The 24,056-nt window shown below is 53.3% G+C and carries 20 protein-coding genes, 1 tRNA gene and 1 pseudogene; 11 read left to right on the top strand and 11 right to left on the bottom strand.

Annotation, left to right across the window (positions count from 1 at the left end; all coding sequences use genetic code 11):
- Positions 1 to 11: 11 nt before the first annotated feature.
- Both NA986_RS07390 and NA986_RS07385 read left to right on the top strand, forming a co-directional pair.
- Positions 12 to 1,691: a flotillin family protein gene (locus NA986_RS07390; protein ID WP_000342879.1), complete on the top strand. Its 1,680-nt coding sequence runs from the start codon at positions 12 to 14 to the stop codon at positions 1,689 to 1,691.
- Positions 1,692 to 1,930: 239 nt separating this feature from the next.
- On the top strand, positions 1,931 to 1,990 hold the full coding sequence (locus NA986_RS07385) for a type I toxin-antitoxin system Ibs family toxin (RefSeq protein WP_111754053.1): 60 nt from the start codon (positions 1,931 to 1,933) through the stop codon (positions 1,988 to 1,990).
- A gap of 159 nt (positions 1,991 to 2,149) precedes the next feature.
- Here the strand turns inward: NA986_RS07385 and hldE are convergent, their stop codons facing one another.
- The 3 genes from hldE to NA986_RS07370 all read right to left on the bottom strand — a co-directional run bounded on the left by hldE (position 2,150) and on the right by NA986_RS07370 (position 7,893).
- Positions 2,150 to 3,583, bottom strand: coding sequence for a bifunctional D-glycero-beta-D-manno-heptose-7-phosphate kinase/D-glycero-beta-D-manno-heptose 1-phosphate adenylyltransferase HldE (gene hldE / locus NA986_RS07380; protein ID WP_000867682.1), 1,434 nt, complete (start codon positions 3,581 to 3,583; stop codon positions 2,150 to 2,152).
- A gap of 47 nt (positions 3,584 to 3,630) precedes the next feature.
- Positions 3,631 to 6,474 carry a bifunctional [glutamate--ammonia ligase]-adenylyl-L-tyrosine phosphorylase/[glutamate--ammonia-ligase] adenylyltransferase gene (gene glnE, locus NA986_RS07375; RefSeq protein ID WP_023215697.1) on the bottom strand — a complete coding sequence of 948 codons (2,844 nt, stop codon included), beginning with the start codon at positions 6,472 to 6,474 and terminating at the stop codon, positions 3,631 to 3,633.
- A gap of 117 nt (positions 6,475 to 6,591) precedes the next feature.
- Positions 6,592 to 7,893 (bottom strand): CYTH domain-containing protein, encoded by a 1,302-nt coding sequence (locus tag NA986_RS07370; protein WP_000046216.1) that lies wholly within the window; start codon positions 7,891 to 7,893, stop codon positions 6,592 to 6,594.
- A 241-nt stretch (positions 7,894 to 8,134) separates the two neighbouring features.
- On the opposite strand from NA986_RS07370, the gene NA986_RS07365 reads away from it, so the two are divergent.
- Together NA986_RS07365 and NA986_RS07360 are read left to right on the top strand one after the other, a co-directional pair.
- Positions 8,135 to 8,749 (top strand): TIGR04211 family SH3 domain-containing protein, encoded by a 615-nt coding sequence (locus tag NA986_RS07365; protein WP_001125344.1) that lies wholly within the window; start codon positions 8,135 to 8,137, stop codon positions 8,747 to 8,749.
- Positions 8,750 to 8,811: 62 nt separating this feature from the next.
- Complete coding sequence (locus NA986_RS07360) at positions 8,812 to 10,053, top strand: multifunctional CCA addition/repair protein (protein WP_000708449.1); 1,242 nt, start codon at positions 8,812 to 8,814, stop codon at positions 10,051 to 10,053.
- Positions 10,054 to 10,157: 104 nt separating this feature from the next.
- Here the strand turns inward: NA986_RS07360 and bacA are convergent, their stop codons facing one another.
- Positions 10,158 to 10,979 (bottom strand): undecaprenyl-diphosphate phosphatase, encoded by an 822-nt coding sequence (gene bacA / locus NA986_RS07355; protein ID WP_001281933.1) that lies wholly within the window; start codon positions 10,977 to 10,979, stop codon positions 10,158 to 10,160.
- Between the two features lie 97 nt (positions 10,980 to 11,076).
- Positions 11,077 to 11,436 carry a bifunctional dihydroneopterin aldolase/7,8-dihydroneopterin epimerase gene (gene folB / locus NA986_RS07350; RefSeq protein ID WP_000355776.1) on the bottom strand — a complete coding sequence of 120 codons (360 nt, stop codon included), beginning with the start codon at positions 11,434 to 11,436 and terminating at the stop codon, positions 11,077 to 11,079.
- A 106-nt stretch (positions 11,437 to 11,542) separates the two neighbouring features.
- Here folB and plsY point away from each other — a divergent pair, with 106 nt between their 5' ends.
- Positions 11,543 to 12,154, top strand: coding sequence for a glycerol-3-phosphate 1-O-acyltransferase PlsY (gene plsY / locus NA986_RS07345; RefSeq protein WP_001272784.1), 612 nt, complete (start codon positions 11,543 to 11,545; stop codon positions 12,152 to 12,154).
- Positions 12,138 to 12,281, top strand: a pseudogene (locus NA986_RS07340) (fumarate hydratase); the annotation flags it as partial. The gene plsY and the pseudogene NA986_RS07340, both read left to right, overlap by 17 nt.
- Here NA986_RS07340 and NA986_RS07335 read toward each other — a convergent pair.
- On the bottom strand, positions 12,237 to 12,380 hold the full coding sequence (locus NA986_RS07335; protein WP_012219240.1) for a hypothetical protein: 144 nt from the start codon (positions 12,378 to 12,380) through the stop codon (positions 12,237 to 12,239). The pseudogene NA986_RS07340 and the gene NA986_RS07335 sit on opposite strands and share 45 nt — an antisense overlap.
- 23 nt (positions 12,381 to 12,403) lie before the next feature.
- On the bottom strand, positions 12,404 to 13,417 hold the full coding sequence (gene tsaD / locus NA986_RS07330) for a tRNA (adenosine(37)-N6)-threonylcarbamoyltransferase complex transferase subunit TsaD (protein ID WP_001264391.1): 1,014 nt from the start codon (positions 13,415 to 13,417) through the stop codon (positions 12,404 to 12,406).
- A gap of 227 nt (positions 13,418 to 13,644) precedes the next feature.
- Between tsaD and rpsU the strand changes: the two genes are divergently transcribed.
- The 3 genes from rpsU to rpoD all read left to right on the top strand — a co-directional run bounded on the left by rpsU (position 13,645) and on the right by rpoD (position 17,838).
- Positions 13,645 to 13,860 carry a 30S ribosomal protein S21 gene (rpsU, locus tag NA986_RS07325; RefSeq protein WP_001144069.1) on the top strand — a complete coding sequence of 72 codons (216 nt, stop codon included), beginning with the start codon at positions 13,645 to 13,647 and terminating at the stop codon, positions 13,858 to 13,860.
- Between the two features lie 235 nt (positions 13,861 to 14,095).
- The gene (gene dnaG, locus NA986_RS07320) at positions 14,096 to 15,841 is read left to right on the top strand and encodes a DNA primase (RefSeq protein ID WP_000918865.1); all 1,746 of its coding nucleotides are present in this window, start codon (positions 14,096 to 14,098) and stop codon (positions 15,839 to 15,841) included.
- A 14-nt stretch (positions 15,842 to 15,855) separates the two neighbouring features.
- Complete coding sequence (rpoD, locus tag NA986_RS07315; protein ID WP_001120159.1) at positions 15,856 to 17,838, top strand: RNA polymerase sigma factor RpoD; 1,983 nt, start codon at positions 15,856 to 15,858, stop codon at positions 17,836 to 17,838.
- Between the two features lie 123 nt (positions 17,839 to 17,961).
- Here the strand turns inward: rpoD and mug are convergent, their stop codons facing one another.
- Complete coding sequence (gene mug, locus NA986_RS07310; protein ID WP_000237776.1) at positions 17,962 to 18,468, bottom strand: G/U mismatch-specific DNA glycosylase; 507 nt, start codon at positions 18,466 to 18,468, stop codon at positions 17,962 to 17,964.
- Positions 18,469 to 18,593: 125 nt separating this feature from the next.
- Between mug and NA986_RS07305 the strand changes: the two genes are divergently transcribed.
- A tRNA-Ile gene (locus tag NA986_RS07305) sits at positions 18,594 to 18,669 on the top strand.
- Between the two features lie 79 nt (positions 18,670 to 18,748).
- Here NA986_RS07305 and NA986_RS07300 read toward each other — a convergent pair.
- On the bottom strand, positions 18,749 to 19,516 hold the full coding sequence (locus NA986_RS07300; RefSeq protein ID WP_079940862.1) for a siderophore-interacting protein: 768 nt from the start codon (positions 19,514 to 19,516) through the stop codon (positions 18,749 to 18,751).
- Positions 19,517 to 19,747: 231 nt separating this feature from the next.
- Here NA986_RS07300 and NA986_RS07295 point away from each other — a divergent pair, with 231 nt between their 5' ends.
- Positions 19,748 to 20,395 (top strand): PadR family transcriptional regulator, encoded by a 648-nt coding sequence (locus NA986_RS07295; RefSeq protein WP_086011941.1) that lies wholly within the window; start codon positions 19,748 to 19,750, stop codon positions 20,393 to 20,395.
- Here the strand turns inward: NA986_RS07295 and NA986_RS07290 are convergent.
- On the bottom strand, positions 20,392 to 21,960 hold the full coding sequence (locus NA986_RS07290) for a methyl-accepting chemotaxis protein (RefSeq protein ID WP_000478462.1): 1,569 nt from the start codon (positions 21,958 to 21,960) through the stop codon (positions 20,392 to 20,394). The two genes, NA986_RS07295 and NA986_RS07290, sit on opposite strands and share 4 nt — an antisense overlap.
- A 387-nt stretch (positions 21,961 to 22,347) precedes the next feature.
- Complete coding sequence (locus NA986_RS07285; RefSeq protein WP_000094645.1) at positions 22,348 to 23,868, bottom strand: methyl-accepting chemotaxis protein; 1,521 nt, start codon at positions 23,866 to 23,868, stop codon at positions 22,348 to 22,350.
- Positions 23,869 to 24,056 lie beyond the last annotated feature (188 nt).

Genomic DNA, 24,056 nt, shown 5'->3' with positions numbered 1-24,056 from the left:
GAACTTACATAATGGATGATGTTTTTGGCATATTGCCATCATGGATGTTTACCGCCATCGTGGCGGTTATCGTCTTACTAATTATCGGGATCATTTTTGCTCGCCTCTATCGCCGCGCATCTGCGGAACAGGCGTTTGTCCGTACCGGGCTTGGCGGGCAAAAAGTGGTGATGAGCGGCGGCGCTATTGTGATGCCAATCTTTCACGAAATTATTCCGATCAATATGAATACCCTAAAACTTGAAGTCAGCCGTGCTACCGTCGATAGCCTGATCACCAAAGATCGTATGCGCGTTGACGTGGTCGTCGCTTTCTTCGTGCGTGTAAAACCCTCTGTTGAAGGTATTGCTACCGCCGCACAAACGCTTGGCCAGCGAACGCTGTCGCCGGAAGATCTGCGTATGCTGGTTGAGGATAAATTCGTTGACGCCTTACGCGCTACCGCAGCCCAGATGACGATGCATGAGCTACAGGATACGCGTGAAAACTTCGTTCAGGGCGTACAAAACACCGTTGCGGAAGATTTGTCGAAAAACGGCCTGGAGCTGGAAAGCGTCTCCTTAACCAACTTTAACCAAACGTCCAAAGAGCATTTCAATCCAAACAATGCCTTTGATGCCGAAGGTCTGACGAAACTGACGCAGGAAACCGAACGCCGCCGTCGTGAACGTAATGAAGTGGAACAGGATGTGGAAGTGGCGGTGCGCGAAAAGAACCGCGACGCGCTTGAACGCAAGCTGGAAATCGAGCAGCAAGAAGCCTTTATGACTCTGGAGCAGGAGCAACAGGTTAAAACCCGCACCGCCGAACAAAACGCCAAAATTGCCGCTTTTGAGGCCGAGCGCCATCGTGAAGCAGAACAGACGCGCATTCTTGCTGAGCGGCAGATCCAGGAGACGGAGATCGAACGTGAGCAAGCAGTACGGTCCAGGAAAGTTGAGGCCGAGCGTGAAGTACGTATTAAAGAGATCGAACAGCAACAGGTGACAGAAATCGCCAACCAGACGAAATCTATCGCCATTGCCGCCAAATCCGAGCAGCAATCACAAGCGGAAGCGCGCGCCAACGACGCGCTGGCCGATGCGGTTCGCGCCCAGCAAAACGTAGAAACCACCCGCCAGACCGCCGAAGCGGATCGCGCCAAGCAGGTCGCTCTGATCGCCGCGGCGCAGGATGCGGAAACCAAAGCGGTCGAACTGACCGTCCGGGCAAAAGCAGAGAAAGAAGCGGCAGAATTGCAAGCCGCCGCTATCATCGAACTGGCGGAAGCAACGCGTAAAAAAGGTCTGGCGGAAGCCGAAGCGCAACGGGCGCTGAATGACGCTATCAACGTGCTTTCTGACGAACAAACCAGCCTCAAATTTAAACTAGCGCTCTTACAATCGTTGCCTGCTGTTATTGAGAAGTCTGTTGAACCGATGAAATCCATCGACGGCATTAAGATTATTCAGGTCGATGGCCTCAATCGCGGCGCGACGGCGGGCGACGTCGCCGCTGGCGGCGCTAACGGGGGAAACCTGGCGGAACAAGCGTTATCTGCCGCGCTCACCTATCGTACCCAGGCGCCGCTGATCGATTCGCTGTTAAACGAGATTGGCATCGCTGGCGGCTCGCTAAAGGCGCTGACCACGCCGTTGGTTTCATCGGCAACGGATGAGATTAATCGCGAAGCAACGGTAAAAGAGCAATAACCCCCCGCTATATCTCCTGTCCCTGGCCATAAGGCCGGGGATTTTTTTATCTTTTTTCCACCTTGTCTGTACAAAGCGTTATGACCAGCAGGCCATTTTGCGTGGGCGATCCAGTAACGCAAAATCGGCGGGAGAAAGCCCTTGCGCCAGACAGGCCACTCACCAACAATCGCGATGTCAGCAAGGGGCTGAAACGGGAAAGCCCCTCCCGAGGAAGGGGCTTTAATAAGGAAAGGGTTATGATGCAACAGGTCATCATACTGATTGTTCTGTTACTGATAAGTTTCGCAGCTTACTAACAGCCAATCAGAGGGGGGAGAGATCCCCTCTCACCCTTATTCCTTTACTTTAGGTCGAAAAAAAAGCAGCGTCAACCGCGAGATACGCGTCGAAACAAAATGTCCGACGCGCCTTCAAAATCAGCGCCCGCCGCGTCTGTAACGCCTGATGTCGCGGTTTTACTTCTCGCTCTCGGTCTGGATCTTTTTGATGATATTGGTCGTGGAACAACCATCTTCGAAGTTCAGCACCATGACTTCGCCGCCGTTGGCCCAGACCTCTTCGCTGCCCGCGATCTCTTCCGGCTTATAGTCGCCGCCTTTTACCAGCAGATCCGGCAGAATACCGGCAATCAGTCGTTGCGGCGTATCCTCTTCAAAAGAGACAACCCAGTCGACTGACTCCAGCGCGCCCAGCACGATCATACGCTGTTCGAGCGGATTAACCGGACGGCTTTCGCCTTTCAGGCGTTTAGTCGAGGCGTCACTATTGACCGCAACAATCAGGCGGTCGCCCAGTTTGCGCGCGTTCGCCAGATAAGAGACATGGCCCGCGTGCAGAATATCGAAAACGCCGTTGGTCATGACCACTTTCTCGCCACGCTTACGCGCGCTGGCGACGGCCTGTCTCAACTCCTCTTCGGTCATGACGCCGAAGCCGGTATCCGCGCGTCCGCGCACTGCGTTTTCCAGCTCAATAGGGGAAACCGTTGACGTCCCGAGTTTACCTACCACTACGCCCGCCGCCGCATTGGCGAAATAACACGCCTCCTCCAGGGTATTTCCCGCCGCCAGCGTCGCCGCCAGCACGCCGATCACCGTATCGCCCGCACCGGTAACATCATAAACTTCCTGCGCCTGCGTCGGCATATGTAGCGGCGCTTTATTCGGTTGCAGCAGCGTCATTCCCTGTTCGGAACGCGTGACCAACAGCGCGGAAAGGTCGTAATCGGCAATGAGCTTCATGCCGCGTTCAACCAGTTCGTCTTCGCTTTTACATTTCCCCGCAACCGCCTCGAATTCAGAAAGGTTTGGCGTCAGCAGCGTGGCGCCGCGGTAACGTTCAAAATCCGTTCCTTTCGGATCGATGAGCACCGGCACGCCCGCCTGGCGCGCCAGGGAAATCATAGTCTGCACGCTGGTCAGAGCGCCTTTGGCATAATCGGACAATACCAGCGCGCCGATCGATCCCAGCGCCTGGTTGATACGCTCATGCAACGGCTGTGGGTCCACGCCCTCAAAGCCTTCTTCAAAATCAAGACGAATGAGCTGCTGATTACGTGATAGCACGCGCAGTTTGGTAATCGTCGGATGCGTCGGCACAGAAACGAAGTCGCACTTCACATTGACCTCTGCCAACGTTTTGCTCAGCGCGCGCGCGGCGTCATCAATACCCGTCAGGCCGACCAGACGGGCGTTCGCTCCCAGAGACGCAATGTTCATCGCCACGTTCGCCGCGCCGCCCGGGCGTTCCTCAACGGTATTTACCTTAACCACGGGCACCGGCGCTTCCGGTGAAATACGGCAAGTGGGGCCATACCAATAGCGATCCAGCATTACATCACCCACAACCATGACGCCTGCACGTTCAAACGCTGGCAGATTTACTTTCATTCCTGTCTCCTGAGAGATTCAAAATTTGCGCGCGATAATAGCATAATTCAAACGGCTACCAGCCACTTCCGCCAGCTTGCCTGCACCAGCGCGCGCTCTTTGCTAAAACACGTCTGCGCCACATGACCGGGAAGCTCCTGCAACGCCAGGTGGTGCAGTTCATCACGCAGTGTGGTGTAGGCTACCGTCAGCGCCTGCGCCTCGTGATCATCCATAATGCCGTTTTGCGCCAGAAGCTCCAGGATGCGCACGTTATCAGACCAGCGCGTTAATTTAGGTTTTTCATGAGCGTAGCGCAGTACCAGATATTGCGCGATAAACTCAATATCCGTAATACCGCCTTCATCAGCTTTAATATCAAAACGATCACGATGCTTATTGCCGAGATGCGCCCGCATTTTCTCGCGCATTTCACGCACTTCAGTCTGCAATGTCTTGCCGTCGCGCGCCGTCGTCATGATAGTGCGGCGCACCGTATCAAACTGTGAGGTAAGCTGCGGGTCGCCATATACCACGCGAGCGCGTACCAACGCCTGATGTTCCCAGGTCCAGGCTTCATGCTGCTGATAATCGGCAAACGCGTCCGCTGAAGTCACCAGCATTCCCGCCGCGCCAGAGGGGCGTAGACGCGCATCCACCTCATACAAAATGCCGGAGGAGGTGCGCGTACTGAACAGATGCATAATGCGCTGCGCCAGGCGCAGATAAAACTGCCGCCCGTCGATTTCGCGTTCGCCGTTGGTCATGACGTCCATCGGACAGTCATGCAGGAAAATGAGATCCAGATCGGAACTGTAGCCCAGCTCCCATCCGCCCAACTTGCCATAACCGACAACCGCAAACCCCCGCCCCTGGCGTTCATCCAGATGCGCTGGCTGACCATAACGCGCAACCATTTGCGTCCACGCCTGCTGCACCACAGCATCAATCATCGCCTCTGCCAGCCATGTGAGGTGATCGCTCACTTTCATCACCGGCAGCGTACCGGCAATATCCGCCGCCGCAATTCGCAAAAGCTGTGCCTGTTTAAACTGGCGTAATGCCTCCAGTTGTTGTTCTTCGTCTTCTTCCGGCACGCGCAGTAAATATTGACGTAATTCGTCGCGGTAAGCGTCGGTAGCCGTCGGCTGATAAAGCGTGCCGGGGTCGAGCAGTTCATCAAGCAACAACGGATAACGCGCCAGTTGGCTCGCTATCATTGGCGAAGCGGCGCAGAGCATAATCAGGTGTTTTAGCGCGCCAGGAAATTCGCTCAGCAGCTCCAGATAGGTGGTGCGAGTGACAATCCCCGCCAGCAACGGCGTTATCCGCGATAGCGTAACAGCGGCGTCTTCGCGAGAGCAGACATCAGCAAGCAGGTGCGGCATCAGTTGGTCCAGCACTTGCCGCCCGCGCGGGCCGATAGGGCGTTTATCCAGTTCCTTACGGAAGTCAGCGATGAGGGTCAGAACCTGTCGCCGATCCTCATCGGCTAAATGCGCCAGCACTGGCGTCGAATCATCCTCCTGTAGCGCATCCTGCCATACTTCACGCCACGGCTCTGAACGTTCTTCCTCCTGCGGGGTATCGGCTTCATCATCGCCAATTAATTCGTTGAATACGCGGCGTACATTAGCCATATGATCCGTCAGTTCGCCAACAAGCTGCGGCCAGTTCTCCGCCTTCATTCCCCAGGCCAGCCGCGCCCGATTCAGATCGTCGGCAGGCAACGTTTGCGTCTGTTCGTCATTGATGCTTTGCAGCAGATTCTCCAGACGACGTAGAAAAAGATAGGCCACGCGCAGTTGCGCCACGTCATTCTCAGGCAGCAAATGCAGCGCAGCGATAGCATCCAGCGTCGGCAGTAACGAACGCGACTGTAGCGACGGCTCGCGTCCGCCGCGGATGAGCTGGAATACCTGCACGATAAACTCAATTTCCCGAATACCGCCCGCGCCAAGTTTAATGTTGTCCTTCAAACCGCGGCGTCGCACTTCGCGGGCGATCATCCCTTTCATATTACGTAGCGACTGGATGACGCTGAAATCGATATAGCGGCGGAAAACGAAAGGCCGCAGCATGGCGCGTAATTCACGAGACCAGGCGTCGTCGTTATCGCCCATTAGCCGCGCTTTCACCATGGCGTAGCGTTCCCAGTCGCGTCCTTGCTCCTGATAGTAATCCTCCAGCGCGGCAAAACTCAGTACCAGCGGGCCGCTGTCGCCAAACGGTCGCAGGCGCATGTCCACCCGATAGACAAAACCATCCATTGTGGGCTGATCCAGCGCTTTGATCAGCCGCTGCCCGAGACGCGTAAAAAACTGGGCGTTATCGAGTTCACGACGCCCGCCCCGGGTCTCGCCATGTTCCGGCCAGGCGAAAATCAGATCGATATCAGACGAAAAATTCAGTTCGCCGCCGCCCAGCTTGCCCATGCCTAAAATCAACAGCGGCTGCGGAACGCCCTGCGGGTTACAGGGGGTTCCCCATTCGCGGCAACAGGCGGCATACAGCCAGTCGCGCGCCCCCACAATGAACGTCTCCGCCAGATGGCTCAACTGTTGTAAAATAGTCTCATCGTCCACCAGCGACAGCGTCTGCGCCCAGGCGATGCGTACCATGATGCGACGACGAAAAAGCCTCAGTTCACGCATCAGCGAGGCGTCGTCACAGACACCTGCCAACGCCTCCTGTAACCAGCCAGCATAATGTCGCCATTCATCAGCCTGCGGCGATGCGGATTCCAGTTCGGCAAGCCACTCCGGATGCGCTATCACGCTATCCAGCGCAAAATCGCTAAATGTAAGTACTGACTTCGCCTGCACGCTAAGCGATGTCTCAGTAAATCCTTCTGGTAGGCGCTCAACAACGGTCTGCCAGTACTGCGATAAGGGTGAAGAGAGCGGCGTCATTTAGGGGATATCCTTTAAATAATGCCGGATGGCGGCATTTCGCCTGACCCGGCCTACAAGTCCGCATACCGTAAGCCTGATAAGCGCAGCGTCATCAGGCGCTTTCTACGGTTCTGATTATCGTTTTCCGCTGTGCAACCAGAACGGCTGCTGGTTAATGGCCTCATTACGGAAATGTTCAATTTCAATACGTTGTCCGGTAAGAATGGCGTGACGCAATCCCTGCCAGTTTTCCAGCCATGCCTGCGCGACCATCGCATCATAATACCCGGCCAGCAGTAAAACGCTGTCGATATCGCGAGTCAAACGCGGCAACTGGTCGCGATACTTATCACCCAGCGGTTGTCCAAAAACTTTTTTTAATTCAGCAGCATGACGAGAAAGATGAATGTCGGCGAAACGCTTAAAAGAATCGGCCATTTTGGCCTGCGCCTTCGCGTCCAGAAATGGCTGCCAGGCTTTCGTCACCAGCCATTCCGTCAATGCCAGTTTCGCCATCGCCGTTTGCGTACTATAAACGGCTGTGACGGCGGACACCGCGGATGTCATCGTCGCTTCCGCCTGGGTAAGTAGATCACGTAAGTGAGCGCTCGCTTTACGCGGAACAATGCCACCAAAAAGCATTAAGGCATGGCGCACTAATCCCATAGCATCCAGCACGTGTTCTTTCGCCGACTCGTCGCCGCGCAGCCAGAGCTCTTCATGGTACTGCCACTGTGACAACGCCAGATCCAGCGAGGCCTCCAGCCCTTGCTCTACCGTGGCTTTCGCGGCAGTCCGCAGAATTGCCGTTGGTGTATTCTCTCGCGGCGCATTCCCCTGCGCCAGGTGATAACCTCGCGCCGCCTTACTCAGACTGCCCTGACGCAAACCGGTTTGCGACAGCAGTTGCTTCGCCAGTTTTAACACGGCGCGCGTATCGCCGCGAAGCAACTCAAGCTCCAGCTCACAAATCGGTTCGGCAAACTCGCCCGCTTTTACGTCGCCGAGATCGAGCGCAATTTCAATCCTGCTGCCGTCAACGTCCAGACACCATTTTTCCCGGTAAAAATCGGTACTGAACAGCGGCTGTACGCTTGATGCCAGGCCGACAGGCAGTTTGCCATCCGGCCAGACCTCCGCCGGAAGTTGCGTCAGATCCAGCACGGGTTCGCTTAGCGCAACATTGTATTCGGGTCGCTGGTGCAGCCCGCCCGTTACCCGGCCGGCAATTTTCATGGTCATTTCATAGCGCCCATTTTCACCACGAATACGCAGCCCCATATCATGGCGGCGTAGCCAGTTATCAGGCGTTTCGAAGTAGATATTCAGCAACTGGCTGGGCGCATGATGCTCGCCGCCGAGCGTATGAAGATGATTTCGCAGCGCATCTACGGCGTCGTGATTGACGATAAACTTTAATTCGATTTCCTGAGCCATGGCCTTGTACTTATGGGTTATGTCACATCTGGGAAGATTCTTGGCGAACTTACCCGCATTATTTTTGTCAGTAGATAGTATTTTGCGCCAAATTGCCATGCAACGAGCAATTTGACGGGCGTAAAAGTTTGACGTAGCGGCAAAGGCGACACAGATGATTCCGATTGATGTCGACTACTTTGCGTAGCGACACTGATGCCGTTACTATCGTTCCACTTTCTCTGACAATAACGACAGCCTGATGCCAAAATTACGCCTGATTGGACTAACTTTACTTGCGCTTAGCGCCACCGCCGTCTCTCATGCTGAAGAGACGCGTTACGTTTCTGATGAACTGAATACCTGGGTCCGCAGCGGTCCGGGAGATAATTATCGCCTTGTGGGTACCGTCAACGCCGGCGAGGAAGTCACGCTCTTACAGAGCGATGCCAACTATGGTCAAATCAAAGACAGTTCTGGTCGTACTGCCTGGATACCGTTAAAAGAACTGAATACTACGCCAAGCCTGCGTACCCGCGTGCCGGATCTGGAAAATCAGGTCAAAACGTTGACCGATAAACTCAACAATATTGATACCACGTGGAATCAGCGCACCGCCGATATGCAGCAGAAAGTGGCGCAAAGCGACAGCGTCATCAACGGGCTAAAAGAAGAGAACCAGAAGCTGAAAAACGAGCTGATTGTCGCGCAGAAAAAAGTGAGCGCCGCGAATCTGCAACTGGATGACAAACAGCGCACCATTATTATGCAGTGGTTTATGTATGGCGGCGGCGTATTGGGTATTGGCTTGCTGTTAGGGCTGGTGCTGCCGCATATGATCCCAAGCCGTAAACGCAAAGACCGCTGGATGAACTAAATCGCCTTCTCTGCGGCACTGTCTTATCATTAGAGGATGATCGTTTTTAAAAGGAAAGTGGCGTGAAGATTTATCTGGTCGGTGGTGCGGTTCGGGATGCGTTGTTAGGGCTACCGGTTAAAGATAAAGATTGGGTCGTTGTCGGCGCCACGCCGCAGGAGATGCTTGATGCGGGCTACCAGCAGGTAGGCCGTGATTTTCCTGTGTTTCTCCATCCGCAAACTCACGAAGAATACGCGCTGGCGCGTACTGAGCGTAAATCCGGTTCCGGCTACACGGGCTTCACCTGTTATGCCGCGCCGGACGTTACCCTGGAAGCCGATCTCCAGCGTCGCGATCTGACCATTAATGCTCTGGCGCGCGACGATGACGGCCAGATTATCGACCCTTACCACGGGCGCCGGGATCTGGAGGCACGTCTACTGCGCCATGTCTCTCCCGCGTTTGGCGAAGATCCCTTGCGCGTATTGCGCGTGGCGCGTTTTGCTGCCCGTTACGCTCATCTGAGTTTCCGTATCGCCGATGAAACACTGGCGCTAATGCGCGAAATGACCGCAGCAGGCGAGCTGGAACATCTGACGCCGGAACGGGTATGGAAAGAGACGGAAAATGCGCTTACCACCCGCAATCCGCAGGTTTACTTCCAGGTATTGCGCGACTGCGGCGCCCTGCGCGTCCTGTTTCCGGAAATCGACGCCCTGTTTGGCGTGCCCGCGCCGGCAAAGTGGCATCCGGAAATTGATACCGGAGTTCATACGCTGATGACGCTGTCGATGGCCGCCATGCTCAGTCCGCAGCTTGATGTCCGTTTCGCCACGCTTTGTCATGACCTGGGCAAAGGCTTAACGCCGAAAAACCTCTGGCCGCGCCATCATGGCCACGGCCCGGCGGGCGTGAAACTGGTCGAACAGTTATGCCAGCGTTTGCGCGTCCCCAATGACCTGCGTGATTTAGCTAAACTGGTCGCCGAATACCACGATCTGATCCACACCTTTCCGATACTCCAGCCGAAAACGATCGTTAAGCTGTTTGACGCCATTGATGCATGGCGTAAACCGCAGCGCGTCGAGCAGATTGCGCTGACCAGCGAAGCCGATGTCCGTGGACGTACCGGATTTGAAGCGTCGGATTACCCGCAGGGGCGCTGGCTGCGCGAAGCCTGGCAGGTGGCCCAAGCGGTACCGACGAAAGAGGTGGTGGAGGCCGGATTTAAGGGCATTGAGATTCGCGAGGAGCTGACCAAGCGACGAATTGCAGCGGTCGCCAGCTGGAAAGAGAAGCGCTGCCCGAACCCCGCCAGCTAAACGCCATCCGGCACGATAAATTGCCTGATGGCGCTGCGCTTATCAGACCGACAAAACAGTTAGGCCGGACAAGGCGGTACTCCGCCATCCGGCACGGTCAATCATCAGAAGAAGACAACGTAAACGGCAGCCGCCACCACAAAGCGGTAAATCGCAAACGGAATAAACGAGATACGCTTAATCAGTTGCAGGAAGGTCTTGATGGCGATCAGCGCCACCACAAACGCCGTCACAAAGCCCACTGCGAACATCGGAATATCCGCTGCGGTCAGGAATGACCAACTTTTGTAGAGATCCAGAACCGTTGCGCCCATCATCATCGGCACAGCCAGTAAGAACGAGAACTCAGAGGCGGCGTAACGGCTGACGCCCATCAGCATCCCACCGGAAATGGTCGCTCCGGAACGCGAGAAGCCCGGCCACAGCGCCAGACACTGGAAACAGCCAATCATAAACGCCTGACGATACGTCATATCATCCAGCCCCGGCGCGCGCGGTTCTTTCGGCTTCAGGCACTCGGCGGCAATCAGCAACAGACCGCCTACCACCAGCGCGTACATCACGTTAATTGGGTTAAATAGCGACTTGATCGTGTCATGAAAGACTAACCCCAGCACCACCGCCGGAATCATGCCCAGCAGGATGTGAATCAACGTTAATCGACCTTTACTTTCACCTTCACGCTGTAGCGGGCGGCCAAAGTGAATACCGATGAGACCAAACAACCGCCGCCAGAACATCACCACGACCGCCAGAATAGATCCAAGTTGAATCACCACTTCGAATGTCTTGGCCGTATCGCCTTCAAACCCCAGCAGATGACCCACAATAATCATATGGCCCGTGCTGGATACCGGCAAAAACTCCGTCAATCCTTCGACCACACCCAAAATTGCCGCTATCAGCAGCGAGTGCATATCGCTCATCAATAAACCCCTAAAATGAAAAACACTGCAAAAATGGATCTCGCGTTAAGACCCCATATATAACCGTTTGGTTTAAAAAATATAAAATTATTTATTTTTATTTCAGATTATTGCCACGCTCAATAATTACCCCTACGTTCGCCGCGCGCGCGACGGCGCCAGGCTTGCTCAGTTTGATGCGAACCCACGGAGAATTGAATCGGCTAAGCAGCAGATCCGCCACCTCTTCCGCCACGCGTTCGACCAGAGCAAAACGACCGCCTTCGACATGATTTATCACCGTGTCGGCGATATCCGCATAACTTAGACAATCTGCGACATCATCGCTTTTCGCCGACTTGCGGTTATCCCATGCCATTTCGATATCGAACACCAGTTTTTGCTCGATAGTCTGTTCCCAGTCGTAAACACCGATAGTGGTGATTACCGAAAGTTGCTCTATAAATACAATATCCATCACGACCTGCCTGCTTTTTGGCTAACCCGGATACCACTTCCGGCGAAATGTGCGTATTATCCACAGAAATAGTAAATAAAACGACACTTTCAATACGGAACAGCTTATGAGTGCAATCGCGCCTGGAATGATCCTCTTCGCGTACCTCTGCGGCTCAATTTCCAGTGCCATTCTGGTTTGCCGCATCGCCGGGCTGCCCGATCCGCGTGAAAGCGGCTCCGGCAACCCGGGCGCGACGAACGTATTACGAATCGGTGGCAAGGGAGCGGCTGTCGCGGTACTTATTTTTGACATCCTTAAAGGCATGTTGCCCGTCTGGGGCGCGTATGCGTTAGGCGTTACCCCTTTCTGGCTGGGGCTTATCGCTATCGCCGCCTGTCTGGGGCATATCTGGCCGGTCTTTTTTGGCTTTAAAGGTGGGAAAGGCGTAGCAACCGCATTTGGCGCCATTGCGCCTATCGGCTGGGATTTAACCGGCGTCATGGCTGGCACCTGGCTGCTGACGGTCCTGTTAAGCGGTTATTCATCGTTAGGGGCGATTGTCAGCGCCTTGATTGCGCCGTTTTACGTCTGGTGGTTTAAACCGCAGTTCACCTTCCCGGTATCGATGCTGTCATGTCTCATTTTGCTGCGCCATCATGACAACATCCAGCGTCTGTGGCGTCGTCAGGAGACGAAAATCTGGACGAAGCTGAAAAAGAAACGCCAGAAAGATTGAGCTGGAGCTGCGTCTGGAAGAGGGCCGCAACCGTCTGGGGATCGGCCCACAAGGGTTGACCGGCAATAGCTCGGTGATGGGCTTACATATCGAATCCGCCGCGCGTCACTCTTCCACCATTGGCGTGGTTAGGCGCGATTTTCGGCCTGATCTTCCTGGTGCTGCTGATCGTCACCGGGCTGTTGTGGATGCCCGTCGTTTTGCTGTAAACCCGTTGGGGCGGCATGATGTCGCCCCCCTTTTCCGCTTTTACGCCGCCGGCAGCTCGGCCAGCGGCCAGCGCGGACGTACCGTTACGCCAAGATCCGCCGTAACGCCCGCCTTAAACCGCACCATTCCGGCATAGGCGATCATCGCCCCGTTGTCAGTACAAAACTCCGGACGCGCATAGAACACTTCGCCGCGGCGTTTTTGCATCATTTCGGCAAGCTTCGCGCGCAGCGTGCGGTTAGCGCTGACGCCGCCCGCCATGACCAGACGCTTAAAACCGGTGCTTTCCAGCGCGCGCTTGCACTTGATCATCAGCGTATCCACGACCGCATCTTCAAAAGCGCGCGCAATATCAGCGCGAGTTTGTTCGTCGTCGCCATTACTACGAATGGTGTTAGCGGCAAAGGTTTTCAGACCGGAAAAACTAAAATCCAGCCCCGGACGATCGGTCATCGGGCGCGGAAAGACAAAACGCCCCGCCGTCCCCTGCGACGCCATTTTCGACAGCATCGGGCCGCCAGGATAATCCAGCCCCAACAATTTGGCGGTTTTATCAAACGCTTCACCGGCGGCATCGTCAATCGACTCTCCCAGCAGTTCGTACTGACCGATTCCGGTCACGCTAATGAGCTGCGTATGTCCGCCGGAGACCAGTAGCGCCACAAACGGGAACTCCGGAGGGTTATCTTCCAGCATCGGCGCCAGCAGATGACCTTCCATATGGTGTACAGGAATGGCCGGCACATTCCAGGCAAATGCCAGCGAACGCCCGACGGTTGCGCCGACCAGCAGCGCGCCGACCAGGCCCGGACCTGCGGTATAGGCCACCGCGTCGATATCGCTCGCCGTCAAACCGGCTTCTTTTAATGCCGCCTGAATCAGCGGCACGGTTTTACGCACATGATCGCGGGAAGCCAGTTCAGGCACTACGCCGCCGTAGTCAGCATGTAATTTCACCTGACTATACAATTGGTTGGCTAACAGACCTTTTTTGTCGTCGTAAATAGCGATGCCGGTTTCATCGCAGGATGTTTCAATACCCAGTACACGCATGACTTGTTTTACCTCGCTCTAATACCGCGCAGTGTAGGTCGAATGCGGGTGGATGTATACCCTCAGTCCCGACTTCGTGTATACTCCCTCCCCTTATAAAAGTCCCTTTCAAAAAAGGCCGCGGTGCTTTACAAAGCAGCAGCAATTGCAGTAAAATTCCGCACCATTTTGAAATAAGCTGGCGTTGATGCCAGCGGCAAACCGAATTAATCAAAGGTGAGAGGCACATGCCGGTAATTAAAGTACGTGAAAACGAGCCGTTCGACGTAGCTCTGCGTCGCTTCAAGCGTTCCTGCGAAAAAGCAGGTGTTCTGGCGGAAGTTCGTCGTCGTGAGTTCTATGAAAAACCGACGACCGAACGTAAGCGCGCTAAAGCTTCTGCAGTGAAACGTCACGCGAAGAAACTGGCTCGCGAAAACGCACGCCGTACTCGTCTGTACTAATCTTTTGAGAGCGGGCTGCTCTCAATTCAGATCGAGTTGTAGTTGTAAGGCCGTGCTTCCGAAAGGAATGCGCGGCTTGTTTTCGTTTATGCATTAGCATATACACAAAATCATTCATGCTGCGTCCAGGCGGCAAGAGAGCAAGTCCCCGGCGCTTACGCAAGTCAGCGACAGGGGTGAGCGAACGTAGCCAACACTACGGCAGCCTGAAGAATGACGTGTATAAAAGGGGCATATGGCTGGACGAATCCCACGCGTATTCATTAATGACCTGCTGGCGAGAACCGATATCGTCGATCTGATCGACGTGCGCGTAAAACTCAAGAAACAGGGCAAGAACTATCACGCGTGTTGTCCATTCCATAATGAGAAAACCCCTTCTTTCACTGTAAACGGTGAAAAACAGTTTTATCACTGCTTTGGATGCGGCGCGCATGGCAATGCGATCGACTTTTTGATGAATTACGACAAGCTCGAATTTGTCGAAACCGTCGAAGAATTAGCGGCCATGCATAACCTGGAAATTCCCTATGAAGCAGGCACCGGGCTTAGCCAGATAGAGCGCCATCAACGGCAAAACCTCTATCAGTTGATGAATGGTCTGAATGACTTTTATCAGCAGTCGCTTACCCATCCTGCGGCAAAACCTGCGCGTGACTATCTGCAAAAGCGCGGTCTGAGCGCTGAAATTATTCAGCGTTTCGCCATTGGCTTCGCGCCGCCAGGTTGGGATAACGCGTTAAAGCGCTTCGGTAATAACAGCGATAACAAGGCATTGTTGCTGGATGCCGGGATGCTGGTCAATAACGAGCAGGGCAGCACTTACGATCGTTTCCGTAATCGGGTCATGTTCCCTATTCGGGACAAACGCGGCAGGGTGATTGGTTTTGGCGGCCGAGTTCTGGGGAACGACACGCCGAAATACCTTAACTCTCCGGAAACGGACATTTTCCATAAAGGCCGCCAGCTATATGGTCTTTATGAGGCTCAGCAATATAGTGCTGAACCGCAACGCTTGCTTGTGGTCGAAGGTTATATGGATGTCGTCGCACTAGCGCAATACGACATTAACTATGCGGTCGCTTCGCTGGGTACCTCAACCACGGCAGACCATATGCATATGTTATTCCGGGCGACGAACAACGTGATTTGCTGTTACGACGGCGACCGGGCTGGCCGTGATGCCGCCTGGAGAGCGCTGGAAACAGCAATGCCTTATATGACCGACGGTCGGCAGGTACGCTTTATGTTTTTACCTGACGGCGAAGACCCGGATACACTGGTGCGTAAAGAAGGCAAGGCGGCTTTTGAAGCGCGGATGGAGCAGGCGCAGCCGCTCTCTACGTTTCTGTTTAATAGCCTCCTGCCGCAGGTGGATTTAAGCTCGCCGGATGGCAGCACGCAGTTAGCCGCACTGGCGCTGCCGCTCATTAATCAGGTGCCTGGCGACGCGCACCGTATTCAGCTGCGCCAGACGTTGGGGCTGAAGTTAGGCATTTTCGATGATAGTCAGCTTGATCGTTTAGTGCCAAAACAGGCGGAAAGCGGCGTTTCCCGCCCGGCTCCGCAGCTAAAACGCACGACCATGCGTATACTGATAGGATTACTGGTGCAAAATCCGGATCTCGCGCCGTTAGTACCGCCCTTAGACGCGCTGGATCAGAATAAGCTGCCTGGACTTGGCTTATTTAAAGAATTGGTCAAAACTTGTTTGGCTCAGCCAGGTCTTACTACCGGACAACTTCTGGAACTCTACCGTGGCACAAATGATGCTGCGACCCTTGAAAAATTATCGATGTGGGACGATATAGCAGATAAGGCGATTGCCGAAAAGACCTTTACCGACTCACTCAACCATATGTTTGATTCGCTGCTGCAACTGCGACAAGAAGAGCTGATCGCTCGCGATCGCACTCATGGTTTAAGCAGCGAAGAACGCCGAGAGCTCTGGACGTTAAACCAGGAGCTGGCCAGAAAATGAATTTAACGGCTTAAATGCCGCATATCGATCGGGAAGCCCCCGACAGCCGCAGTGAGAGGCAGCGGCCAAAATATAAGTATGCCCTCGCTTTAAATGTCGACAGCTATACCGTCGACACCAATCAAACGAATAAGTGTGGATACCGTCTTATGGAGCAAAACCCGCAGTCACAGCTGAAACTTCTTGTCACCCGTGGTAAGGAGCAAGGCTATCTGACCTATGCTGAGGTCAATGACCATCTGCCGGAAGATATCGTCGATTCAGATCAAATTGAAGATATCATCCAAATGATCAACGACATGGGTATTCAGGTAATGGAAGAAGCGCCTGATGCCGATGATCTGCTGCTGGCTGAAAATACCACCAGCACCGATGAAGATGCGGAAGAAGCTGCTGCACAAGTTCTGTCCAGTGTTGAGTCTGAAATCGGTCGTACGACTGACCCGGTACGCATGTATATGCGTGAAATGGGCACTGTTGAACTGTTGACCCGGGAAGGCGAAATCGACATCGCTAAACGTATCGAAGACGGGATCAACCAGGTTCAATGCTCCGTTGCCGAATACCCGGAAGCCATTACCTATCTGCTGGAACAGTACGATCGCGTTGAGGCTGAAGAGGCTCGTTTGTCCGATCTTATCACCGGCTTTGTCGATCCGAACGCGGAAGAAGAGATGGCGCCGACCGCAACTCACGTCGGTTCTGAACTCTCCCAGGAAGACCTGGATGATGACGAAGACGAAGATGAAGAAGACGGCGACGATGACGCCGCCGATGACGACAACAGCATTGACCCTGAACTGGCACGCGAAAAATTCGCTGAGCTGCGCGCGCAATACGTCGTTACGCGCGACACCATCAAAGCGAAAGGCCGCAGCCATGCTGCCGCGCAGGAAGAGATTCTGAAGCTGTCTGAAGTGTTCAAACAGTTCCGTCTGGTACCGAAGCAATTCGACTATCTGGTCAACAGTATGCGCGTGATGATGGATCGCGTGCGTACTCAGGAACGTCTGATCATGAAGCTCTGCGTCGAGCAGTGCAAAATGCCGAAGAAGAACTTTATCACGCTGTTTACCGGTAACGAAACCAGCGAAACCTGGTTCAACGCCGCTATCGCGATGAACAAACCGTGGTCGGAAAAACTGCACGATGTCGCGGAAGAAGTGCAACGCTGCCTGCAAAAACTGCGGCAGATTGAAGAAGAAACCGGTCTGACCATCGAACAGGTGAAAGACATCAACCGTCGCATGTCTATCGGGGAAGCGAAAGCCCGCCGTGCGAAGAAAGAGATGGTTGAAGCGAACTTACGTCTGGTTATTTCTATCGCCAAGAAATACACCAACCGTGGCTTGCAGTTCCTTGACCTGATTCAGGAAGGCAACATCGGTCTGATGAAAGCGGTTGATAAATTTGAATACCGTCGTGGTTACAAGTTCTCCACCTACGCTACCTGGTGGATTCGTCAGGCGATCACCCGCTCTATCGCGGATCAGGCGCGCACCATCCGTATTCCGGTGCATATGATTGAGACCATCAACAAGCTCAACCGTATTTCTCGCCAGATGCTGCAAGAGATGGGCCGCGAGCCAACGCCGGAAGAGCTGGCTGAACGCATGCTGATGCCGGAAGATAAAATTCGTAAGGTGCTGAAGATTGCCAAAGAGCCTATCTCAATGGAAACGCCGATCGGCGACGATGAAGATTCGCATCTGGGTGATTTCATCGAGGATACCACCCTCGAGCTGCCGCTGGACTCAGCCACTACCGAGAGCCTGCGTGCCGCCACTCACGACGTTTTGGCTGGCCTGACCGCTCGTGAAGCGAAAGTGCTGCGTATGCGTTTCGGTATCGATATGAACACCGACCACACGCTGGAAGAAGTGGGTAAACAGTTCGATGTTACCCGCGAACGTATCCGTCAGATCGAAGCGAAGGCGCTGCGTAAACTGCGCCACCCGAGCCGTTCTGAAGTGCTGCGCAGCTTCCTCGACGATTAATTCGCCGCACACGTATAAACGCCGCCGCAAGGCGGCGTTTTTTTATCAGGCCATGCGCAAGCGCCCTATTTGGCCTGCAGAATTTCTACACAGCGCGAGTATTCGCGCCCTCATTCCCCATTGCTATAGCCCACGCATAATGAGCGCTTGATCCAGTTCGCGATAGGCCTCGACCAGTTTTTCCGTTTTAATTCGGTTTAAGCCGCTGGGATTCGGCAACACCCACACCATCGTCGCGCCAATGGCGATCTTTTGTTTACCCCAGGCGATACCGCGCTGGCTGAATCCCTGTTCAAAAGCCTGTTTACCAAGCACCGCCAGCGCCGCGGGCTGGTAGTCCTCTATTTTTTCAATCAGGTTGCGTCCGCCGCTACGTAATTCATGCAACTTCACCTCAGTCGCTTGTACCGTCGGTCGGTCGACGAGTTTCGTTACCCCGCAGCGAAAATCCAGTAATTTTTCCGCCTCTTCCGGTTTCAACTGTCGATCGGTGAAACCGGCCAAATGAATAACTTTCCAAAAACGATTCGCGGGATGCGCAAACGGAAAGCCGGTATTCGCCGAGGAGAGTCCCGGATTGATGCCGCAAAAAACCACCCGTAGCCCTGGCGCCAGTATGTCCTTAACCATTATTACTCCTGAGCAATACAACGTTCTTTAAGTATAACGGGTTGAAAACACATTGTTTATAAAAACAGCACCCGCACGGTTACGGCTGGATTACAGCGTAAAGTTACATTATAATCCACCGCCACGGCCCCTTAGCTCAGTGGTTAGAGCAGGCGACTCATAATCGCTTGGTCGCTGGTTCAAGTCCAGCAGGGGCCACCAAATTTTAGCTTTAAAATCATATAATTAAGCCACTCTAAAGAGTGGCTTTTTTGTTTCTGACAGGGCTCGCCCCATACCGCTATTTACGATGCCAATAGGCTGCCGCACGTACCAGGTGTGGATCAAACCCCTTTTCAAAGCACTGACTTAAACGTTTTACCGTTTTGCCTTCGCCAGTAATCCAGATGAAATAGTCTGATTCTGGTATTGCCAGCTGCGACAGGCGCGTTTGCAATGCCTGTTCATCGCCGCCAACAACATATTCCACAGTAATATCCGTCAAATGGGCGAGATAATCGCGATATGCGGCATCCTGAATGCTCACCAGCGCGGTTACCGCAGGGCGCGCAGGCAGACGACTAAGCGATTCCAGACGACGACGTAGCGCAGGCATACCGGACTCATCGCAGACATAAACCTGACAGGCATAATCTTCCGGCACCACCAGCGAACCGCGCGGCCCGCCAATCGTCAGTGTATCGCCTTCACGGGCTTCCATTGCCCAACGGCTGGCTACGCCACCATCGTGGATAAAGAAATCCAGCGCCAGCTCGCGACGCGCCTCATCATACAGCGGCGTGTAATCCCTGGAGACCGGACGAACGCCCTCCCCCCAGATAATGCCTTCCTCAGTGACTGTCGGGGGCGTAAAGCGACAGCCTGGCTCAGGGAAAAAAACTTTCGTGTGATCGTCAAAGCCCAGGGAGGTGAAACCGTCCAGCGCCTCGCCGCCAAGTACGATCCGCTGAAATCCTGCGCTAATACGTTCTACCCGCAGAACGGTTAGCTCGCGAAAACGCAGTTCGTTACGAACACGCTGTGGATAGTGTGCGGATGATGTCGTCATTTTTTGCCTTCGTGAAGTAATACGATATATCTAAATTAAAGTTTTAAATGATAATGATTGTTAATCAGTAAAAATGCAACTGTTTTTTGATAGTGTTCTGGCAACGCGTAGCTAACTATAACCTTAAGATAAAACCTTATAAATTAATATATTATTGCAAAAAGCGCTTTTGCCCTTGCTAAAATCCATCATTTAGATATAAATTAGATATATCTAAATAAGCAGGAGACAATGATGCAAAATCAACATGAAGGGTGTTGCAAAAACCAGGATCATAAGCACGATGGTTGCTGCAAAGATCGAGAACATCAGCATGAAGGCTGCCATAGCGCGCATCAGCATGAGAACGCCAGTTGCGGCGGCGAACACCGTCACGGACACGGCTGTGGTCGTCATGGACAGGGCGGTGGTCGACGCCAGCGATTTTTTGGCCACGGGGAACTTCGGCTGGTCATTCTTGATATCCTGACCCGGGACGCCAGCCACGGCTATGAACTGATTAAAGCGATAGAAAACCTGACGGGGGGCGGCTATACGCCAAGCGCTGGCGTGATCTACCCTACGCTGGATTTTTTACAGGATCAGCAATTTATCACGATTAGCGACGAAGAAGGCGGGCGGAAAAAAATCGCGATTACCGCGAACGGCGCGCAATGGCTTGATGAAAATCGCGAACACCTGACGCATATTCAGGCGCGGCTAAAAGCCCGTTGTGTAGGCATGGAGTTACGTAAAAATCCGCAGATGAAGCGGGCGCTGGATAACTTCAAGGCCGTGCTGGATCTGCGGATAAACCACAGCGATATCAACGACGCGCAAATCAAACGCATTATCGGCGTGATTGATCGCGCGGCGCTGGAAATCGCCGAACTGGATTAAGCGGGCTGCGTGTCCTCTTCGCGGACGCGGAACACGTTAACCAGCTCTTTTAAATGTAACGCCTGTTCGTTCAGCGACGCCGCGGCGGCAACAGACTCTTCCACAAGGCAGGAGTTTTGTTGCGTGGCGGCGTCAATCAGGCCAATCGCGCTGTTAATCTGCGAAATACCGTCAGTTTGCTCGCGGCTGGCCTGCCCAATCTCACGTAATATCACATCCATCTCTTCGACGTTATCCACCATGCCATTAATCAGGGCGCTGGCTTTCTCCACCAGGTGCATCCCTTCCTGAGTCTGACTGGTTGAATCTTCAATCAAATTACGGATTTCACTGGCTGACGAGGCGCTCTTTTGCGCCAACTGGCGAACCTCTCCGGCGACAACGGCAAAACCACGCCCATGTTCGCCCGCGCGCGCCGCTTCAACCGCCGCGTTCAGCGCCAGAATATTGGTCTGAAAGGCAATAGAATCAATGATATTGATGATATCCGACATACGATTTGCCGTATCGTTAATGACGCGCATTTTCTGCGTCACTTGATTCATCATCTCCCCATTGTTTTTCACCACGCTGGCGGCGCCGGCAGAGAGTTTGGTCGCTTCACTGGTATGATCGGCTGTGTTTTTAACCGTGGCGGTAATCTGTTCCATCGACGCCGCCGTTTCTTCAACCGAGCTGGCCTGCTCTTCCGTACGCGCCGCCAAATCCTGGTTACCGGCGACAATTTGCGCCGCCGCCGTGGAGATACTCTCCGAACCGTTTTGCACTTCCTGTACGATATCCAGCAGACGCGTTTTCATCGCCATTAATGCTTGCAGTAGTACACCTGTTTCATCTTTATAGTCGGTGGTGATATGACGAGTCAGATCGCCATCGGCAATCGCCTCGGCAAAGCGTACTGCGTCATCAAGCGGCCGGGTAATAGAACGCACAATATACCATCCCATTACGCCTCCGGCGGCGATGCTTATCAGCGCCAAAGTGATTAACAGCGTCCGATTATTTTTAAAATCCTCTTTGACCTGCACGCTCGCTTCATGCATCTGCGCGTCCTGAACAGCGATAAGTTCCTGGACTTTGTCCTTATAGACTTTTTGCACCTGCACCGTTCTGGTCATCATCTCCTGAATGGCCGCCTGACGATTATTGCTTTGAATATCTTTCAAAATACGGAATCTGGACTCCAGGTATTGCTGGCGCGCTTCACGGATCTCATTAATGATTTTCTGTGAATCCGCATCGTGACTATTTTCCCTGGAAAGCTCATCCAGTAAAGCCGAAATGCGCTGGCTTATCTCACTGAGTTCTTTCTGCGAGCTCTGGCTCCAGCGCCCCTCTTCATCCAGTAACATGAGCTGCTGCGCGATGATGAAATCATTAAAATTATCGATTAACAGATTGGCTTTTACCGTGGTGGGATAATCATTGGTAATAATGTCCTGCATACCCGTATTAGCCCGATCAAGGCTAAACAAAGACAGAGCGGAACTCACCACCATGAGAACAATGAATAAGCCAAAGGCCATAAATAATTTTGAACGTATTTTAATGTTATGCAAAAACATATTTTCTCCCTGGGATTGCATATCCTCATACAGGAAGATTTATCGGCAATAATGTTACTAACTTTATGATATTGATCGCTTTTTATTTCGGAACATTATTAGTAAGTAATATTTATTGTTCACAGAAAGATGAACCAAAAGTGACATAAATTGGCACTAATAATGAAAGAAATACGCTAAAAGGTTAACCATTTCTTATTTATTAACTGAGTTTATACCTATTAATAGGTAGACAAGGGAGAAGGAATAAATATCACATTATTTTTAACATCACAGGCCACTGGTGCTCTCTATGATGGCAGGCACCGCCTTCTATCAGAGCACATCCGCCCGGTAAGCTTGTTGCTACCGGGCGGATGTCATTACCGTTGCGACCTACAAATAAACTTAATGCAGTACCGTGACCGCATCCTCCAGCCGGCTGGCACGGTGTTTTACCATCGCGGAGACTTGTGCGCTCTCTTCCACCAGCGCCGCATTCTTCTGGGTTATGCGGTTCAACTCGTCCACGGCGCGAGTCAGGCTGGAAAGCCCATCTGTCTGTTCCTGCGTCGACTGGCTGATCCGTGCGATAAGCAGGGTGACATTTTGCACCTGGGCTACAATGTCATCCATGGTACGGCCTGCGGCGTGAACCTGCTCGGAGCCTGACTGCACCTTTGTTGCGCTGGCGTCAATTAATTTACGAATATCGTTCGCCGCATTAGCGCTACGGCTGGCAAGATGACGTACCTCGCCAGCAACCACGGCAAACCCTTTCCCCTGCTCGCCCGCTCTCGCCGCTTCTACCGCCGCATTCAGCGCCAGGATATTCGTCTGAAAAGCGATATCGTTAATTAGCGTGGTGATCGTCCCGATACGTTGCGTACTGTGAGCGATATCATCCATCGTTTTAATCACCGTATCCATCGCCTCACCTCCCTGAGTCGCCGCGCTACTGGCCGCCATGGAAAGCTTATCCGCAGCGGAAGCCGTCTCGGAATTGAGCTTCACGGACTCCGCCATCTGGTTCATGGTCGTTACCGTTTCCTGAACATTCTCCACGGTCTGACGGGTGTGTTCGTTCAGATCATTGTTACCCTTCGCCAGCCTTTCACTGCCGTTTCTGACGCTGGAAACCTGACTTGATACGTCATTGATCAGCCAGCGGCACATCAAGCCAAGCTGCCCCACGGCCCTCAGCGTCAGCCCCAACTCATCGCTACGATTAAGATGTTGTACGCTGTTGCGTTCGCCGGTCGCCACTTTCAGCGCCTGCGTCGCCACATTTTCAATGGGACGCACAATTTGCCATTCAAATAGCGCCGTACCTGCCAGCATCGCCAACGCGCCCAACAGCAACGCCTGCCATGACGCATCCGTACCGAACAGCGCCAACGCCAGCATTACGGCCATTAGCCCCATAATGCTACGCACTCGCCAGCGAACAGGCATAGCGGGTAGTTTGCCCAGCAAGCCCTGACGAACCACCAGGCCTTTATGAATACGTTTACTACACCGCCCTTCATTTAGCGCCTGATATAAAGGCTCGACGGCGGCAATCTCATCATCCGTGGCGCGGGTACGGATCGACATATATCCCGTCACACGCCCTTCACGTATCATCGGTACCGCGTTGGCCCGCACCCAGTAATGGTCGCCGTTTTTACGCCGGTTTTTCACAATGCCGCTCCACGGTTCGCCCTGTTTTAGGGTGTACCACATATCTGCGAAGGCAGCTTTCGGCATATCCGGATGACGCACCAGATTATGTGGCTGCGCCAGTAACTCGTTTAACTGATAGCCGCTCACCTGGACAAAAGTGTCATTGGCGTGAGTGATATAGCTTTCCAGGTCGGTCGTAGACATCAGAGTGGTATCATCATCCAGCGGGGTATTTAGCTGGCTGACGTAGGGATGAGAAGACATGATAGCGTCCTGTGCAGGTTATCTGGATGTTAATTTTTCGCTCAGATGTTATTTCGGCGCTAATCTATTTATCTTTAGTTGTTAAAATTGCTCTGGATCGCAATTTGCGATTAATCCTTAATATTTGTACGATTTTCACCTCATCCTGCGCCTTATTTTCATTATGAAATTGTTTAGCGTGGACAACC

This window comes from Salmonella sp. NW177, assembly GCF_051811585.1.
Lineage (GTDB): Bacteria > Pseudomonadota > Gammaproteobacteria > Enterobacterales > Enterobacteriaceae > Salmonella > Salmonella enterica.
The sequence above is the reverse complement of the archived record's forward strand: the minus strand, read 5'-3'. Positions and strand labels throughout refer to the sequence as shown.